Source organism: Acrocarpospora catenulata, assembly GCF_018476525.1.
GTDB classification, from domain to species: Bacteria; Actinomycetota; Actinomycetes; order Streptosporangiales; family Streptosporangiaceae; genus Acrocarpospora; species Acrocarpospora catenulata.
In genome coordinates this window covers 167,903-183,823 of sequence record NZ_JAHCST010000011.1, presented here as the reverse complement: position 1 = coordinate 183,823, position 15,921 = coordinate 167,903, and the positions used below count along the sequence as shown (strand labels likewise).

The 15,921-nt window shown below is 71.5% G+C and carries 16 protein-coding genes; 15 read left to right on the top strand and 1 reads right to left on the bottom strand.

The genetic code is table 11. The features are described 5' to 3' along the window. Positions 1-11 precede the first annotated feature (11 nt). The gene (locus KIP79_RS14225) at positions 12-836 is read right to left on the bottom strand and encodes a FadR/GntR family transcriptional regulator (RefSeq protein ID WP_214105247.1); all 825 of its coding nucleotides are present in this window, start codon (positions 834-836) and stop codon (positions 12-14) included. Between the two features lie 74 nt (positions 837-910). On the opposite strand from KIP79_RS14225, the gene KIP79_RS14220 reads away from it, so the two are divergent. From KIP79_RS14220 to KIP79_RS14150, 15 genes are all read left to right on the top strand, one after another. Next, complete coding sequence (locus tag KIP79_RS14220; protein ID WP_214105246.1) at positions 911-2,440, top strand: class I adenylate-forming enzyme family protein; 1,530 nt, start codon at positions 911-913, stop codon at positions 2,438-2,440. A gap of 62 nt (positions 2,441-2,502) precedes the next feature. Continuing rightward, complete coding sequence (locus KIP79_RS14215; protein WP_214105245.1) at positions 2,503-3,303, top strand: enoyl-CoA hydratase/isomerase family protein; 801 nt, start codon at positions 2,503-2,505, stop codon at positions 3,301-3,303. Next, positions 3,303-4,505, top strand: a complete 1,203-nt coding sequence (locus KIP79_RS14210) for an ABC transporter substrate-binding protein (protein WP_214105244.1) — start codon at positions 3,303-3,305, stop codon at positions 4,503-4,505. The genes KIP79_RS14215 and KIP79_RS14210 overlap by 1 nt, the downstream gene beginning before the upstream one ends. A gap of 31 nt (positions 4,506-4,536) precedes the next feature. Next, a complete protein-coding gene (locus tag KIP79_RS14205) occupies positions 4,537-5,406 on the top strand; it encodes a branched-chain amino acid ABC transporter permease (RefSeq protein WP_214105243.1) in 870 nt (289 codons plus the stop codon). Beyond that, complete coding sequence (locus KIP79_RS14200) at positions 5,403-6,428, top strand: branched-chain amino acid ABC transporter permease (RefSeq protein ID WP_214105242.1); 1,026 nt, start codon at positions 5,403-5,405, stop codon at positions 6,426-6,428. Before KIP79_RS14205 ends, KIP79_RS14200 begins: the two co-directional genes overlap by 4 nt. Continuing rightward, positions 6,425-7,165 (top strand): ABC transporter ATP-binding protein, encoded by a 741-nt coding sequence (locus tag KIP79_RS14195; RefSeq protein ID WP_214105241.1) that lies wholly within the window; start codon positions 6,425-6,427, stop codon positions 7,163-7,165. Before KIP79_RS14200 ends, KIP79_RS14195 begins: the two co-directional genes overlap by 4 nt. A gap of 14 nt (positions 7,166-7,179) precedes the next feature. Continuing rightward, on the top strand, positions 7,180-7,983 hold the full coding sequence (locus KIP79_RS14190) for an ABC transporter ATP-binding protein (protein ID WP_214105240.1): 804 nt from the start codon (positions 7,180-7,182) through the stop codon (positions 7,981-7,983). Next, entirely contained in the window at positions 7,980-9,539 is a 1,560-nt protein-coding gene (locus KIP79_RS14185) for an AMP-binding protein (protein WP_214105239.1), read from the top strand. The genes KIP79_RS14190 and KIP79_RS14185 overlap by 4 nt, the downstream gene beginning before the upstream one ends. A 5-nt stretch (positions 9,540-9,544) precedes the next feature. Next, a complete protein-coding gene (locus tag KIP79_RS14180; RefSeq protein ID WP_214105238.1) occupies positions 9,545-10,336 on the top strand; it encodes an SDR family NAD(P)-dependent oxidoreductase in 792 nt (263 codons plus the stop codon). Next, on the top strand, positions 10,323-11,489 hold the full coding sequence (locus tag KIP79_RS14175; RefSeq protein ID WP_214105237.1) for an acyl-CoA dehydrogenase family protein: 1,167 nt from the start codon (positions 10,323-10,325) through the stop codon (positions 11,487-11,489). Before KIP79_RS14180 ends, KIP79_RS14175 begins: the two co-directional genes overlap by 14 nt. Continuing rightward, positions 11,486-12,541, top strand: a complete 1,056-nt coding sequence (locus tag KIP79_RS14170) for an acyl-CoA dehydrogenase family protein (protein ID WP_214105236.1) — start codon at positions 11,486-11,488, stop codon at positions 12,539-12,541. Before KIP79_RS14175 ends, KIP79_RS14170 begins: the two co-directional genes overlap by 4 nt. After that, positions 12,538-13,710 carry an acyl-CoA dehydrogenase family protein gene (locus tag KIP79_RS14165; RefSeq protein ID WP_214105235.1) on the top strand — a complete coding sequence of 391 codons (1,173 nt, stop codon included), beginning with the start codon at positions 12,538-12,540 and terminating at the stop codon, positions 13,708-13,710. The genes KIP79_RS14170 and KIP79_RS14165 overlap by 4 nt, the downstream gene beginning before the upstream one ends. Continuing rightward, positions 13,710-14,648, top strand: a complete 939-nt coding sequence (locus KIP79_RS14160; protein WP_214105234.1) for an acyl-CoA dehydrogenase family protein — start codon at positions 13,710-13,712, stop codon at positions 14,646-14,648. The genes KIP79_RS14165 and KIP79_RS14160 overlap by 1 nt, the downstream gene beginning before the upstream one ends. Beyond that, a complete protein-coding gene (locus KIP79_RS14155; protein WP_214105233.1) occupies positions 14,645-15,697 on the top strand; it encodes an LLM class F420-dependent oxidoreductase in 1,053 nt (350 codons plus the stop codon). The genes KIP79_RS14160 and KIP79_RS14155 overlap by 4 nt, the downstream gene beginning before the upstream one ends. A gap of 38 nt (positions 15,698-15,735) precedes the next feature. After that, on the top strand, positions 15,736-15,912 hold the full coding sequence (locus tag KIP79_RS14150; protein ID WP_214105232.1) for an alpha/beta fold hydrolase: 177 nt from the start codon (positions 15,736-15,738) through the stop codon (positions 15,910-15,912). Positions 15,913-15,921 lie beyond the last annotated feature (9 nt).

The following is a 15,921-nucleotide window of genomic DNA, read 5'->3' as shown; positions in this document are numbered from 1 at the left end:
TCGTGCTGGGCTCACCCCGCCGGTCGACCGGCGGCCTTGGCCTGGGTCAGATGCGTCACCGGGAGGTGGCGCCGCTCCGCCAGCACGTGGTGGTGGGAGGCCAGGGAGTGGGCGCGCATCAGCGTGGTCGCCTGGTGGCGGTCGCCGGCCGCGATGGCGGCCACGAGCAGGCGGTGTGTCTGGAGCACGCGGCGCTGCTGCTCCGGCGCGGGATAGCCGGCCGTGACGGCGACCACGTCGGCCCATTCGAGTTCCTGGGTGGACCACAGGCCGGCCAGGGCGCCGGCGGTCAGCGTGAGCGTCGCGTTGCCGCACAGCCGGACGATGCTCTCGTGGAACTCCCGGCCGATCAGGGTGAACTGGTGGGCCAGGCCGAGTGCCCGCTCCTGCCGGTCCACCAGTTCGCCCAGCTGCGGGACGACCTCGGTCTGCCGGTCGGGGCGGGACGCCGCGACCCCGGCGCAGAGCGGCTCGATCTCGCTGATGGCGTCGGCCAGGTCGCCCAGACTGACCTGCTGGTAGCGGAGCAGGAGGCCCAGGCTGTAGGTGGTGCCGACCTGGGAGGGCGCGTGGACCACCGCCCCGCCCTGGTTCCCGCGCCGCACCGAGACGAGCCGCTCCGCCTCCAGGATGCGCAGCGCCTCCCGGTAGGACGGCCGGCTCACGTTCAGCTCGCGCATCATCTCCTCCTGCCGCGGCAGGAGTGAGCCCTCCGGCAGTTCCCCGCTGATGATCCGGTTCCGGATCTCGTCCGCCACCATCTCCGCGATGGCGGGTTGCGTCATCTGCGGAAGGGTGCCGACGGCCTGCCGACCAGGATCGGGGTCGCTGCCCACGCAGCCTCCTTAACGTCTCCCTAGCTTACTGTGCAAAGATAACACGATTTAGTGGGTTCAATGACCGGGAGGCGATGATGACGACCGAAGGTTTGACCTTCGCGCACGCGTTCTGGCAGCGCTGCCGCGAGCGTCCCGACCGCCCGGCGCTCGTCGCGGCGGGGGACTGCCTCACCTACCGCGAACTCGGCCGCCGGGCGGCCGCGGTGAGCCGGGCGCTGCGCGAACTCGGGGTCGAGCGGGGCGACCGGGTCGCGGTGCACGCCCCGAACCGGCTGGAGGTGGCGCTGCTCATGGTGGCCGCGGGGGCGACCGGCGTCGCCGTCGCGCCGGTGAACTGGCGGCTGTCGGCCGAGGCGGCCACCGCGGTGGTGCACGACCTCGCGCCGCGGGCGGTTTTCGCGACCGGCGCGTTCGCCGAGCTCGCGCGGGCCGCCACGGACGTGCCGGTGGTGGACCTCGACGACGGGGACCACCGCTGGCTGGGGCTCGGCGCGGACGGCTCCGACGGGATCGACCCGCACGCGGTGCACGGCGCCGACCTGATCACGATCATGTCCACCAGCGGCTCCACCGGCCGGCCCAAGGGCGTGGCGATCTCCCAGCAGGCGATGGCGGCCAGGGCCATGGTCCTCCACGCCGACCTGGGCGTCACCTCGTCCGACGCCTTCATCGGCTGGGCGCCGCTCTTCCACATCTCCTCCGCCGACTACCTGTACGCCACCCTCAGCCTGGGCGGCGTCTTCGTGCTCTGCGAACGCTTCGACGCCCGGCGGATCGCGGACGAGCTGGTCGCCCGCGAGGTGGGCTGGCTGTTCCTGATCCCCGGCGTGATCGAGGAGGTGCTCGGCGCGCTGGGGGACCGGCGGCCGCGCTCGGTCAGGTGCGCGGGCGCGATGGCCGACCTGGTCCCGGTGGAACAGCTCCGCGAGGTGGAGCGCCGGTTGGGCGCCCCCTATCTGAACACGTTCGGGAGCACCGAGGCGGGTCTGGTCCCCGGCGCCTCGCCGGTCACCTGGGCCGGCGACCTGCCGGTTCTCGACAAGCGTCCCACACCGCTGTGCCAGTACCGGGTGGTGGACCCCGACGGCGGGGACGTCGGCCCCGGCGCCGCCGGCGAGCTGTGGCTGCGCGGTCCGACGCTGTTCTCCGGTTACTGGTCGGACGGCCGGGTGTCGCGGGAGGCGTTCACCGACGGGTGGTTCCGTACGGGTGACCTGGTCCGGAGCGGGACCGGGGGTACTCTCGCCTTCGTGGAGCGCCGCGGCCGCATGTTCAAGTGCGGCGGCGAGAACGTCTACCCGGCCACCGTCGAGCGGGCGCTGCTGCGGGACCCCGCGATCGCCGAGGCGACCGTCGTCCCGGCGGCGCATCCGCGGTTCGGGCAGGCCCCGGTGGCCTATGTGGCGCTGACCTGCCCGGCCGACGTGCGCGCGGTGGTGAACGCCGCGACGGCGGCGCTGGCCCGCTTCGAGCGCCCGCACGCGGTGCACGTCCTGGCGGCCGAGGAGTTCCCGCGCGGGGTCACCGGCAAGGTGGAGCGCGGGCAGCTGCCGGTGGCGCACCAGGTCTGCGGGCCGGACTGCTTCTCCGTTAACAGTTGACTATCTTTTAAAAGATAGCTTAGATAGCCGTCATCAACCTCACCGACCAGGGGAGCCGCATCGTGATATCGCCGTCATCGACCTTCGTCCACGTTGAGGTGGCGGACCGTGTCGCGACGCTGACGCTCGACCGCCCGCGGGCCAAGAACGCCCTCAACCGTGAGATGTACGCGGCGGTGCGCGACGTGGCCAGGGCCGTACGCACCGACTCCTCGGTCGACGTCCTGGTGGTCCGGGGTTCGGCGGGGTCCTTCGCGGTGGGGGGCGACCTCAAGGAGATGCTGGCGCTGCTCTCCTCCGACAACCCGGCGGCGATCCTCTCCTACGAGGACGATCTGCCGTTCGAGGCGCTGCGGCAGGTGCCCAAGCCGACCGTCGCGGTGATCGACGGCCTCTGCATGGGCGGCGGTCTCACCCTGGCCATGATGTGCGACCTGCGCCTGGCCACCCGGACCTCCACCTTCGCCATCCCGGAGGCCCGGGTGGGGATCGTGGACGGTCACCTGCCGCGGCTGCTCCGGGGCAGGGTCCCGGACGCCGTGCTGCGCCGCTGGATGTACACGGGCGCGCCGTTCCCCGCCGAGGAGGCCCTGCGCGCCGGCCTGCTCTCCGAACTCGCCGACGACGCCGGCGACCTGGAGAACCGGGTCCAGACCCTCCTCGGCCAGCTCAAGGAGTCCTCGCCGACGGCCGTCGCCAAGCTGAAGTCGATCTTCAACGAGGCGATGCCGCTGCCGTCCATGAGCGACGCCTACGACTCGCTCCTGAGCGAGGAAGCACGACTTCATCTCCAGAAATTCGGGGCGAGAGTGAAGCCGGATGTCCCACAGGTTCCCCAAGGTGATGAAGGGATCGAGCAGTGATGCACAAGAACACGAGGACCGTCGCCGTGGTGGCCGGCGGCCTCGCGGCGGCGCTGACGCTGGCCGGCTGCGGCGGCGACGGCGAGTCCGCCGGGTCCTCGTCCGGCGAGTACCGAGTCGGGATGTCCATGGACCTGTCCGGCGCCATCGCCTTCAACGGCAAACCCGCCGCCTCCGGATTCCAGGCGTACGTCGCCGACCTCAACGCCCGGGGCGGGGTGAACGGCAAGAAGATCGACCTCAAGGTCCTGGACGACGCCTCCGACGTCGCCAAGGGCCGGGCCAACGTCCAGCAGTTCGCCTCCGAGGGCCGGCTGGCCACCTTCGGCTTCATCCTCTCCAACCTCAGCCTGGCCAACCTGCCGGTGGCCACCCAGAACCGCCTGCCGATCGTCGGCCTCGGCGGGCCTGGCAGCCTCTTCGACCCGGTCCAGGCGTACTACTTCTCCTACGAGCTCAGGGCCGAGCGCCTGGAGTCGGCCATCCTCAACTACCTCGCCACCCGCGCCAAGGCGGACGGGATCGCCAAGCCGCGGGTCGCCGTGTTCTCCGTGGACACCCCCTCCAACCGGGACATGGTGCAACTGGCCACCCAGGACATCGCCGGCCGCGGCTGGGAACTCGCCACCGTCCAGTACATGCCGGTGGCGCCCACCGACGTGACCGCGCAGGCGTCCGAGATCAAGGCCAGCCGCCCCGACTACGTGCTGCTGAGCCACAACGACGCCGGATCGCTGGTCGCGGTGCGCGGTCTGCGTGCCCAGGGTGTGGACGTGCCCGTGGTCAACCAGTGGGCCGGCTCGGCCGACGCCACCCTCAAGCAGCTCGGCGACAAGTACGCGGCCTTCCGCACCTTCGCGAGCCCGACCGAGACCGGGATCCCGGCCGTGGACGCGATGAAGGCGGCGGCCACCAAGGCCGGCGAGGCCAAGAACATGACCAACCCCTACTTCACCCAGGGCTGGGTCGCCGGCTCCCTGCTGGAGCAGACCCTCAAGGCGTGCGGCGTCGACTGTTCGACCGGGCAGCAGTTCCGGGACGCCCTGGAGAAGCTCGGGGAGATCGACACCGACGGGCTGTCCGGGCCCCTCCAGGTGAGCGCCGAGAGCCACGAGCTGGTGAAGACCGTGCGCTTCTTCACCTGGGACGCCAGCACCGACCAGGCCAAGCCGCTGACCGACTGGGTCAAGGCCGTCTCATGATCGGTGCTTCCTCGCGGCGGAGGGTCCGCCGGTGCTGACCCTGTTGCTCGGCGCGCTGACACTCTCCGCCATCTACGCGCTGGTGGGATTCGCCTGGGTGCTGCTCCGGCGGACCAACGGCATCCTCAACCTGGCCACCGGCGCCCAGCTGGCGCTGGGGGCGTTCATCTTCAACCAGTTCGCGACCAGCTGGGGGCTGCCCTGGCCGGTGGTGGTGCTCGGCAGCCTGGCCACGATCGCCGCCATCGGCGCCGCGACCCACTGGATCGTGTTCAGGAAGCTGGCCGGGCAGCCCGAGTTCGCGCTGGTGGTGGCCACCCTGGGCCTGGCCAGCGCGCTCAAGGGCGTCAGCTCGCTCACCTGGGGCACCGAGGCGCGGGTCATGCGGGAGCCGGTGCCCAGCCAGGTCATCACCTTCGGCGACGGCGTGTCGACCACGTTCTACGGCCTGTGCGGGCTCGGGGCCGCCGTGCTGGTGTTCGCCGCGGCGCACACCTTCTTCAGGTTCTCCTCCGTCGGCATCCGGATGCGGGCGGCGGCCGAGAACCCCGTGCTGGCCTCGCAGGGCGGCGTCGCCGTCGACTGGGTCTACGTCCTGGGCTGGGCGATGGCGCTGACCGCGGCGGCCGTCGCCGGGATCATGTACGCCTACCAGACCGCGCTGAGCTTCCACGGCGTGGAGGCGCTCGGCATGCGAGGTCTCGCCCCGGCGCTGGTCGGCGGCCTCACCAGCATCCGGGGAGTGATTCCCGGCGCCCTGCTCGTGGGCCTGGCCGAGACGTTCGGCACCAAGTTCTTCGGCGGGCCGGTGCAGGACGTGGCCGCCTGGATCGTCATCCTCGTGGTGCTGCTGATCCGGCCCCAGGGGCTGTTCGGAGACAAGCAGGTGCAACGGGTATGACCACCGGCTCCATCGACGTCGCCGCGGACGTACGGCGCCGGCTCCTGGGACGTGGCGCCCTGCTGGCCCTGATCTGCCTGCTGCCGGTCGTCCTGCGCGACTACCAGCTCTCCCTGGTGACCACCGCCCTGATCGCGGCACTCGGCGCGCTGGCCCTGACCCTGGTCACCGGGTTCGTCGGCCTGGTGACCGCGGGAAACAGCGCGCTGCTCGCGCTCGGCGCGTACGGGGCGGCGATCGGCGCGGTTCAGCTGGAGCTGCCCTTCCTGGTCGTGCTCGCCGGCTCGGTGCTGGTCGGCGCCGTGGTCGGGCTGCTCGCGGGCCTGCCCGCGCTCCGGGTGTCGGGGATCTACCTGGCCATCGCCACCCTCGCCATGCACTTCATCCTCATCTTCGTGTTCAACGAGTACCAGACCCGGGCGGTGGGGTCGGCGGGGTTCTTCCTCCCGACGGCCTCGATCGGCGGGCTGACCATCGACACGGCCATCAAGTGGTACGTCGTGCTCGTCCTGGTGGTGCTCGCCACCTGGCGGCTGGTCGAGAACCTGAAGAAGAGCAAGTTCGGCCGGGCCTGGATGCTGATCAGGGACACGCCGCTGGCGGCGGCCAGCCAGGGGATCTCGCTGCCGGCCTACAAACTGGCGGCCTTCGTGCTCTCCTCCGCGATCATCTCGATGTCGGGCACCTTCCTGGCCTACTTCCAGCAGGCGGTCTACATCGAGAGCTTCACGCTGGAGCTGGCGATCCAGTACATCGCCATGATCATCATCGGCGGGATGGGATCGAGCGGCGGGGCCATCGCGGGCGCGTGTTTCGTCGTCCTGCTGCCGCCCATGCTGTCCCGGGCCATCGCGCTGCTGCCCTCCGACGCCGTGGTGGCGGGGTTCCTCCAGCAGAATCTGGGCGACTTCCAGCTGATCATCTACGGCACCCTGGTCGTCGTCTTCCTGATCTGGCGCCCGGACGGTCTGGCCGGTCTCGGCCGGCGGCTGGCCGCCCTGCGGGTGAAGGGGGCGCGATGAGCGGCCCGTTGCTGGAGGTCCGGTCCCTCACCGTCTCCTACGGCGGCGACAGCGTCGCGGTGGACGGGGTTGACCTGGTCGTAGGCGAGGGCGAGGTCTGTCTCGTGCTGGGCGCCAACGGAGCGGGCAAGACCTCGCTGCTCCGGGGCATCGGCGGATTCGCCGCCAGCGAGACGGGACGGGTGCGCGGCGGACGGGTACGGTTCGACGGCGCCGACGTCACCGGCCTGTCGCCGCGCGCCATGGCCAAGCGCGGGCTGGTGCTGGTCCCGGAGGAGGCCAAGGTCTTCGCGAGCCTCACCGTGGAGGAGAACCTCCGGGCCGTCCCCATGGCCGGCGGCAGGGCGGCGCGCAGAGCGCTGGTGCACGAGGTCACCTCGATGTTCCCGACCCTCGCCCAGCGCATGGGCCTGCTCGCCGGCCAGCTCAGCGGCGGTGAGCGGCAGCTCCTGGGCATCGCGCGGTCGCTGCTGCTGAAGCCGCGGCTGCTGATGGTGGACGAGGCCTCGCTCGGCCTGTCGCCGATCGCCGTCGAGACGGTCTTCGACATGCTGCGCTCGGTGGTGGCGTCCTGGGGGACGACCCTGCTGGTGGTCGAGCAGAACGTCCGCGCCGCGCAGAGCGTCTCGGACCACGCGTACGTGCTGGAGACCGGGTCGGTGGTGCTCAGCGGCCCCGCCCGCGAGGTGCTCGGCAGCGAGCGGGTACGGCAGACCTACCTCGGCCTGGAGACGTGAGAACGATGAAGAACATGTCCGGCTCTCCAGCCGTGCGGACCGAGGCCCTGAACGTCTGGCTGGGCGGCACCCACGCCGTGTGCGACGTCACCGTGGCGTTCGTCGAAGGCGCCACCTCCGGCCTGGTCGGCCCCAACGGCGCGGGCAAGAGCACCCTGCTCAACTGCATCAGCGGTCTGGTCCCGGCCGGTTCTGGCGAGGTCTACCTGTACGGCGACAAGGCGACCGGGATCAGACCCCACCAGCTGGCCCGCCTGCGGATCGGCCGGTCCTACCAGGGTGCCCAGCTCGTCGGCGAGCTGTCCGCGGTGGACAACGTCATGGTGGGCGACCACGTGGGTCTCCGTACCGGCCTGGTGGCAGCCGCGCTCAGCCTGCCGAAGGCCCGCCGCGCCGAGCGGGCCGCGCGGGAGCGCGCGGCGCACGCGCTCGACCGGGTCGGCCTGGCCCGCTACGCCCACCGGCCGGTGAAGGAGCTGCCCTACGGCATCCAGAAGCGGGTGGACCTGGCCAGGGCGCTGGTCAGCGACCCGCGGTGCATCCTCCTCGACGAGCCGATGGCCGGGCTGTCGCGCGCAGAGAAGGAGGAGGTGGTGGAGGTCCTCGCCGGACTGCGGGTGGCCGGCGGGCCGACCCTGGTCGTCGTGGAGCACGACATGCGTGTGATCAACCAGCTCTGTTCATACGTGGTCGTACTGGCCGCGGGGGCCGTGCTGGCCGCCGGGCCGCCGGAGACCGTGCTGAACTCGCCGGAGGTCGTAGCGGCCTACATCGGACGTGGCGACAGCCACTCGGAGGAACAGGTGGGTAGCGAGTGAATCCCCTTGCCCGGCTTCTGGACACCTGGCTGGACGGCGACGCCGGCCTCCGGGTGGACGGGGCCGATGTCTCGAAGACGTCCCTGATGGCGCGGGTGTGCGCGGCCGGCGAGCAGTTGCGCTCGCTCGGCGTGGACAGTTCATCCCGGGTCGCGACGTACATGGACAACAGCCAGGAGGCGATCGCCGTCTGGTTCGCCTCGGCGCTGCTCGGGTGCCTGGAGGTCCCGCTCAACACCAACTACCGGGGCGAGCTCCTCACCTACCTGCTCCGCGACTCGGGCGCGCAGGTGGTCTGCTGCGACGCCGGGCACCTGGCCACCGTGCTGGCCGCCGTCGCGGGCACCGAGGTCCGCCACGTCGTGGTGTCCGGCGGGGCGGCGGCGGAGGGGACCGTGACGGTCCATCCACTGGCCCCCGCCGCCACGGACCTGGACCATCGGAGGCTGTGCTCCGCCACATCCCAGGGCGTGGTCCTCTACACCTCGGGCACCACGGGGCCGTCCAAAGGCGTGCACCACTCCCAGGAGTCGTGTACCGAGCTTGCCCGCGCGGTCGCCCGCCTCAACGGGTACGGCCGGGGCGACGCGCTGCTCAACTTCTTCCCGCTGTACCACCAGAACGCCCGGTACACGGGGGTCGCCGCCGCCCTGGTCGCCGGGTGCGGCTTCCAGCTGGACAGCAGCTTCAGCAGTTCGCGCTTCTGGGAGATCTGCCGGGCGGGCGGGATCACCGCCTTCAACTATCTCGGCTCCGTACTGGGGATGATCCTCAAGGCCTCGCAGGACCTCGGCGCGGCGCAGGCGCGGGACCACTCGGTCCGGCTCGCCTGGGGCGCCGGAGCGCAGCGCGAGATCTGGGCCCGGTTCGAGGACCGCTTCGGGGTGGCCATCACCGAGGTGTACGGCCTGAGCGAGGCCCCGATGGCGACGATCAACCGGTCCACGGACCCCTCCCCGGTCGGCTCCGTCGGCCGCGAAGGAGATCTGTTCGAGGTGCGCGTGATGCGCCCCGACGGGGGCCAGGCGGACCCCGGCGAGGTCGGTGAGATCTGCCTGCGGCCCAAGCGGCCGGACATCTTCATGCGGGGCTACCTGGGCCGGGAGCGGGACACCGTGGCGGCCACCAGGGACCTGTGGTTCTGGAGCGGCGACTCGGGCTGGCTCAGCGCGGAGGGCGACCTGTTCTTCAGCGACCGCATCAAGGACGCCATCCGGCGCAAGGGGGAGAACATCTCGGCCTGGGAGGTGGAGTCCGTGCTGCTCGCCCAGCCGGGCGTCATGGACTGCGCCGTCTACGCCGTACGCCCGGACGCCGAAGGCGAGGACGAGGTGATGGTGGCCGTGGTGCTGGCCGCCGGCGCCGACCTGGACGGGGTGATCGCGCGGGCCGCCGAGGACCTGCCCCGGTACGCGTCCCCCCGGTACTGGCGGGTGCTGCCGACGCTGCCCAGGACCCCGACCCACAAGGTGGAGAAGGCCCGCCTGCGGGCGGAGGGACTGACCGACGGTGTGGTGGACCGCCTGACCGGTCCCGTCGATTCAACAGACAGGTGAGGGCAATGGACTTGGACATCAAGGGCCGGGTGGCGATCGTCACCGGCGCGAGCAAGGGCATCGGCCTGGCCTCGGCCGCGGAGCTCGGCCGAGCCGGCGTGAGACTGCTTCTGACGGCCCGGGGGGAAGCGGAACTGACGACCGCGGTGGACCGGTTGCGGGCCGACGGGATCGACGCCGTCGGGCACGTATCGGACGCCGCCGCGCCGGCCGCCGCCGACAGCGCGTACGAGGCAGCGGTGGCCGCCTACGGCCAGGTGGACATCGCGGTGTGCGTGGCCGGCGGCGGGCACGGCCCGCTCCGCACCTTCAGCTGGGACGAATGGATCCGGCTGTACGAGCTCAACGTGCTCAGCGCGGTGGCCCTGGCGATGAAGTGCGTACCCGCGATGCGGGAACGGAAATGGGGCCGCGTCGTCTTCGTGGGCTCGACCGCCGCGCGGGAGGCCGACCCGCGCTGGGCGGCGTACGGCGCGGCGAAGGCCGCACTCCTGCACGCGGCCAAGTCGCTGGCCCTCGCCTACGCCAAGGACGGGGTCCTCACCAACTGCGTGCATCCGGGACTGACCAGGACCGAGGGAATCGTGGCGGGCTACGAGGCGCAGGCGGAACGCCTCGGCTCGACCCCCGAGCAGGTCGAGCGCCGTATGCTCGAACTCCAGCCCATCGCGGCGGGACGGGTCGGCGAGTCCCGCGAGATCGCGGACGCCATCGCCTTCCTCTGCTCGGAACGGGCGTCGTGGATCGCGGGCGCGTCCCTCCAGGTGGACGGGGGGACGATCCGTGTCACTCCCTGAACCGGGAACCGATCTCGCCCACGAGGTGCGGTCCTGGTGCCGGTCCAAGGACGCGGCCGGCTGGCGCGACCGCATGAGCGCGGCGGCCCCGGCGGAGCGGGCCGGGTTGCAGCAGGCGTGGCTGCTCCAGCTGGCCGAACAGGGCTACGCCGTCCCGCACTGGCCCGCGGCCTGGGGCGGCGGCCGCTCGCGAGCCGATCAGCTCACCATCGCCCGCGAGCTCATCCGGGCCGGCGCCCCTCGGCTGGACATGCACTTCGTCGCGCTCTACCACGCCGCGGCCACGCTCGTCACCGCCGGCTCGGACGAACAGCGGGCGACGTACCTGCCGGCGATCCGCGACGGGCAGCGGTGGTGCCAGGGGTTCTCCGAACCCGGCGCGGGCTCCGACCTGGCCAGCCTGCGCACCCGCGCCGAGCGGCGCGGCGACCACTACGTCGTCAACGGGCACAAGACGTGGTCCAGCAGCGCGGAGTTCGCGGAGATGTGCCTGCTGCTGGCCCGCACGGGCGGTCAGGGGCGGGCCGGCATCTCCTACTTCCTGCTCGACCTGTCCTCGCCCGGCGTGTCCGTCCGGCCGATCAGGAACGCGAGCGGGCACGACGAGTTCTGCGACGTCTTCCTCACCGACGTCGAGATCCCCGTGACGGCCAGGGTCGGCGCGGAGAACGAGGGCTGGCGGATCGCCAACGCCACCCTCGGCGAGGAGCGCGGCCTCACCATGCTGGAGCGATCCGAGGAGATGGTCGCCGGGCTGCGGTACCTGACGCTGGCGGCGGCCGCGCTGCCGCCCGAGGAGCGGGGCGCCGCCCTTGAGACGCTGGGGGCCTTCGCCGAGCGGGTGGAGTCCTTCCGGCTGCTGGTCTCCCGCGTTCTGGACGCCTCGGTCGACGGCACGGACACCGCCGCGGCCTCCATCCTCAAGCTCGTCTACAGCGAGTTGCTGCAGGACATCAGCAGGGAGGGGCTGGCCATGGCGGGACTGTCCGGGCACGAAGGACGGCACGGCTGGTCGGGCACCTGGCAGACCGGGCACTGGTTCGACGACTACCTGCGCTCCTGGGAGTGGACCATCGGCGGCGGCACCAACGACATCCTCCGCAACGTCGTCGGCGAGCGCATCCTGGGCCTGCCGCGAGGAGGCTCCCGATGACCGGCGAGCGTTCGAGTTTCCGCCAGGTCGTGCGGCAGGTGCTGGCCGACTCGTGGCCCCCGTTGGCCGAGTACGCCTCCGGCGTGCTTCCCCCGAACGCGGAGCGGCTGCGCAAGGTGTCGGACGAGCTCGGCTGGTGGGAGCTGGAGGACGAGGACGGCGGGTTCGCGTTCGCCTCGATCGCCATCCAGGAACTGGGCGGCGCCCTCGGCCCCGGCGAGCTGCTGCAGGGCCTGTGCGTCAACCCGGTGATCGCGGGGTCGGCGGACCCCCGGCGGGTGGCGTGCTCGTGGGGTGACTCAGGACCGGGTGGCTTCTCGGGAGAGGTCTCCTGGTGCCTGGCCCCGGGGGACGACGTGGAGCGGGTGCTCGTCTTCGCTGAGCAGACGGGTGAGCCCGTGGCCGCCCTGGTCAGGTCGCAGGGAGCAGGCGCCAGGCTGGAGCCGATGACCGGCTCCGACCCGACGCGCAGGTTCTGGCGTCTGGTCATGGACGGCGTCCCGCCCGGCGAGCCGGAGATCCTCGCCCGAGGTGACGAGGCTGCCCTGCTGATGAGCGAGGTCGAGCAGCGCGTCTCGGTGGGCCTCGCGCTCGACAGCCTCGGGATCGCCAGGAGCGCGCTCGCCCTCACCGTGGCGTACGCGAAGATCAGGGAGCAGTTCGGGGCGCCCATCGGTTCCTTCCAGGCGGTCAAGCACCGCTGCGTGGACATGTTCGTCCTGGTCGAGACGGCCGACGTCCTGGTGGAGGCGGCGGTGACGGCGCTGGCCTCCGGCGCGCCGCTCGGCCCGTCCGGCGTGGCGTCGATCGCGATGGCCAAGGCGGCGAGCTGTGACGCGGCGGCCGAGGTCACGCGGCTGGCGCTGCAGACCCACGGCGGCATCGGTTACACCTGGGAGCACCCCTGCCACCTGCTCCTTCGCCGGGCCAAGCTGAACCAGGCCCTGGGCAGGAACCCCCGTTCCCTGCGCCGTGCCGTCGCCGGACGACTGGTGGCCGACGCGCTGACCGGCGGCCAGGAAACAACCCCCCTGCGTGGTGAGAGGAAATGACAGCCGTGCTCGACTTCACCATGGGAGAGTCCGCCGCCGCGTTGCGTGGCCGGCTCCGGCGGATGGTGGCCGAGTTCTTCCCCGACGACTTCCTGGGGGCCTTCACCGACGACCCCGCCGACCTGGCGCTCACCCAGCGCTTCTCCCGGCTCCTCGCCGACGAGGGGCTGCTCACCGTGGCCTGGCCCCGCGAGTTCGGCGGCTCGGACGGATCCGTGTGGGAGCAGACGGTCGTCCGCGAGGAGATGTGGGCCTACCACGAACCCCGGGGACCTCAGTACATGGGCCTGAACTGGGTCGGTCCCGCGATCATGGCGTACGGGACGGCGGAGCAGAAGGCCGAGCACCTGCCGCGCATCGCGACCGGTGAGACGATCTGGTGCCAGGGCTTCAGCGAGCCCGGCAGCGGCTCCGACCTCGCCTCGCTGCAGACCCGCGCGGTGCGGACCGGCGACCACTGGGAGATCACCGGCCAGAAGATCTGGACCTCCTACGCCGGCATGGCCGACTGGTGCGTCCTGGCCGCCCGGACGGGCGACAAGGACAGCGGCCGGCGGGGCATCTCGCTCTTCCTGATCCCGATGGACCGCCCCGGCATCACGGTCCGGCCGCTGCGCGCCATGCTCGGGCCGCACCACCTCAACGAGTGCTTCTTCGACTCGGTCGTGGCGACCGACGCCGAAGTGCTCGGCGAGGTCGGCACCGGCTGGTCGGTGATGAAGACCGCCCTCGCCCACGAGCGGGTCGGCATCGCCAGGTACGCGCGCTGCGAACGCCTGCTGTGGCTGCTCCGGGACGTCCTCCGCCACGAGTGGGACGACCTCGACGAAGGCGTCAGGAACGAGTGGTCGGGCGCGCTGGTCCAGGTGCGGGTGGCGCGGCTGCTGGCCTATCGGGCGGTCGAACGCCAGGAAGGGAACGAGATGGTCGATCTGGAAGCCAGTCAGGCGCGGATCGCGTCCACCACCTGCGACCAGCAGGTGGCCGAGGTGGTGTCCCAGCTGCTCGGCCCACGCTCCCTGCTCGGCGCGGCGGCCGGGGCCCCGGCGCACGGCGCGTTCGAGGACCACTGGCGGTACGCGCAGGCCGCGACCGTCGCCTCGGGCACGATCGAGATCCAACGCGAGATCGTCAGCCGTGAGCTGCTCGGCCGCCAGGCGGTGCGCTGATGCGGATCGCACTGCCGGAGGCGGCACTGGACTTCGGCCGCGTCGCCGACGACGTGCTGCGCGCGGCCGGAGGCGTGGACCTGGCGCGGGCCGCGGAGTCGGATCCACGCGCCGCGGCGCGGGCGCAGGAGTGCCTGGCGGGCATCGGGATGTACGACATCGACCCGCGCGGCTGCCTGGAGGACGCCGTCGCCGCCGCCGAGCTGTGCCGGGTCGCGGGCGGCCACGCCGTGCCGTACCCGGTGGCCGCCATGTTGCTGCGGACCTCCGACGCGACGCCGTTCGCGCTCGTGGACGCCCGGCAGCCCATCATCGACCACGCCCTGACCGCCGGGACCTGGACGGCCGCCACCCTCACGGGTGAACTGTTCGAGGCGGAGCCCGACGCGCCCGTGGACTCGAAGGTGGCGCCGTTCGCGATGACGGTCCGGCTGCGGCCCGTGGCGGGTGGCACGGCGTCCGTGCTGGACCGGCGGCTCGGTCTGCTCTTCGGGGCCTGGCACCTGCTCGGGTTCGGGCAGCGCGCCCTTCAGCTCGCCATCGAGCACACCAGGGTCAGGGAGCAGTTCGGGCATCCGCTCAGCAACTTCCAGGTGATCCGGCACACCCTGGCCGACCTGTCCGTCGGACTTGAGGGCTTGGACCTGCTCTGCCGCTTCAGCCTGTGGAGCGCGTTCACCGACGGCTCACCCTCGCTGGCGGACGCGCTGAGCGTACGCCTGGAGGCCCAGCGGGTCGTCAAGCACACCCTCAGAATGGCCCAGCAGTTCCACGGCGCATCCGGTTTCGCCGACGAGTACGACATCTCGGTCCTGGTCCGCCACGCCCAGCCGGGACTCCGCCTCCCCACCGACCGGGGCGCCACGCTCGCACTGCTCCGCACCGCCATCGACGAGTACGGCTTCGACGGCCCCTTCCACGCCGGGGGAGTCCGGTGAGAATCGGCATGCCCATCACCTCCGCCGGCGACTTCCACGAGACGGCGGAACGGTTGCGCGAATACGAGGCGGGCGGCCTGGACATCGTCTTCGTGCCCGAGGCGTACACCTTCGACGGCGTGAGCCAACTGGGCTACCTCGCCGCGAAGACCTCGACCCTCCGCCTCTGCTCCTCGATCCTCAACATCTACTCCCGGACACCGACCCTGCTTGCCATGACAGCGGCCGGACTCGACTACGTGTCCGGCGGGCGCTTCATGCTGGGCCTCGGCGCCTCCGGGCCACAGGTGATCGAGGGCTTCCACGGCGTACGACACGACGCACCGCTGGCCAGAACCCGTGAGGTGGTGGAGATCTGCCACCAGGTCTGGCAGCGCCGCCCAGTGGAATTCCACGGCACGCACTACGACATCCCACTGTCCACAGAAAAGGGCGGCTTAGGACTCGGAAAGCCGCTGAAACTCGTCAACCGCCCGGTACGCGACCGAATCCCGCTCGTCCTGGCCGCCCTCGGCCCCAAGAACGTCGAACTGGCCGCCGAACTCTTCGACGGCTGGGAACCGCTCTTCTACTTCCCCGAACGCGCGGCCGACGCCTTCGGCGACGCACTGCGCGCCGGCCTGGCCAAGCGACCGCCCCAAGCCCCGCCCCTGGACATCATCGTCGACGCCAAACTCCTCATCAGCGAGGACGACGACGAACTGGCAGCAGCCCAGCAAAAGGTACGCGACCACCTGGCCCTGTACCTCGGCGGCATGGGCGCCCGCGGAAAAAACTTCTACAACGACCTCGCCTGCCGTTTCGGCTTCGCAGACGCCGCCACCAAAGTGCAGAACCTCTTCCTCTCCGGCCAGAAGAAAGCAGCAGCGACCGCGATCCCCCAGGAACTCGTGGACGGCGTCTCCCTGATCGGCCCGCCCACCCACGTAGCCGAACGCCTATCCACCTTCACCGCCTCCGGCACGACCACCCTCAACGTCACCCCACTCGCCCCCACCCACCACCGCCGCGTCGCCGACATCACCACCCTCCGCGAGTACGCGGGGTGACACCCTGAACCTACGGTTTCGCGCAGCGCAAGCTGCGCATGCCCGTCCTGGCGCTGGGCGCCGACCACAGCCTCGGCAAGTTCGTCCCCGACCAGGTGCGCGAGTACGCCGAGAACGTCCAGGGGAAGGTCATCGCCGACTCCGGCCACTGGATCTTCGAAGAGCACTCGGAAGAGATGACCCGCATCCTGCTGAAGTTCCTCCGTGAGGCCTGACCTGCCGAT

Excerpts from the sequence above, each read along its gene's own strand:
- KIP79_RS14200 (WP_214105242.1), top strand. The coding sequence starts at position 5,403 with ATGACCACCGGCTCCATCGACGTCGCCGCGGACGTACGGCGCCGGCTC.
- KIP79_RS14150 (WP_214105232.1), top strand. The coding sequence starts at position 15,736 with ATGCCCGTCCTGGCGCTGGGCGCCGACCACAGCCTCGGCAAGTTCGTC.
- KIP79_RS14190 (WP_214105240.1), top strand. The coding sequence starts at position 7,180 with ATGTCCGGCTCTCCAGCCGTGCGGACCGAGGCCCTGAACGTCTGGCTG.
- KIP79_RS14165 (WP_214105235.1), top strand. The coding sequence starts at position 12,538 with ATGACAGCCGTGCTCGACTTCACCATGGGAGAGTCCGCCGCCGCGTTG.
- KIP79_RS14160 (WP_214105234.1), top strand. The coding sequence starts at position 13,710 with ATGCGGATCGCACTGCCGGAGGCGGCACTGGACTTCGGCCGCGTCGCC.
- KIP79_RS14195 (WP_214105241.1), top strand. The coding sequence starts at position 6,425 with ATGAGCGGCCCGTTGCTGGAGGTCCGGTCCCTCACCGTCTCCTACGGC.
- KIP79_RS14180 (WP_214105238.1), top strand. The coding sequence starts at position 9,545 with ATGGACTTGGACATCAAGGGCCGGGTGGCGATCGTCACCGGCGCGAGC.
- KIP79_RS14220 (WP_214105246.1), top strand. The coding sequence starts at position 911 with ATGATGACGACCGAAGGTTTGACCTTCGCGCACGCGTTCTGGCAGCGC.
- KIP79_RS14170 (WP_214105236.1), top strand. The coding sequence starts at position 11,486 with ATGACCGGCGAGCGTTCGAGTTTCCGCCAGGTCGTGCGGCAGGTGCTG.
- KIP79_RS14210 (WP_214105244.1), top strand. The coding sequence starts at position 3,303 with ATGCACAAGAACACGAGGACCGTCGCCGTGGTGGCCGGCGGCCTCGCG.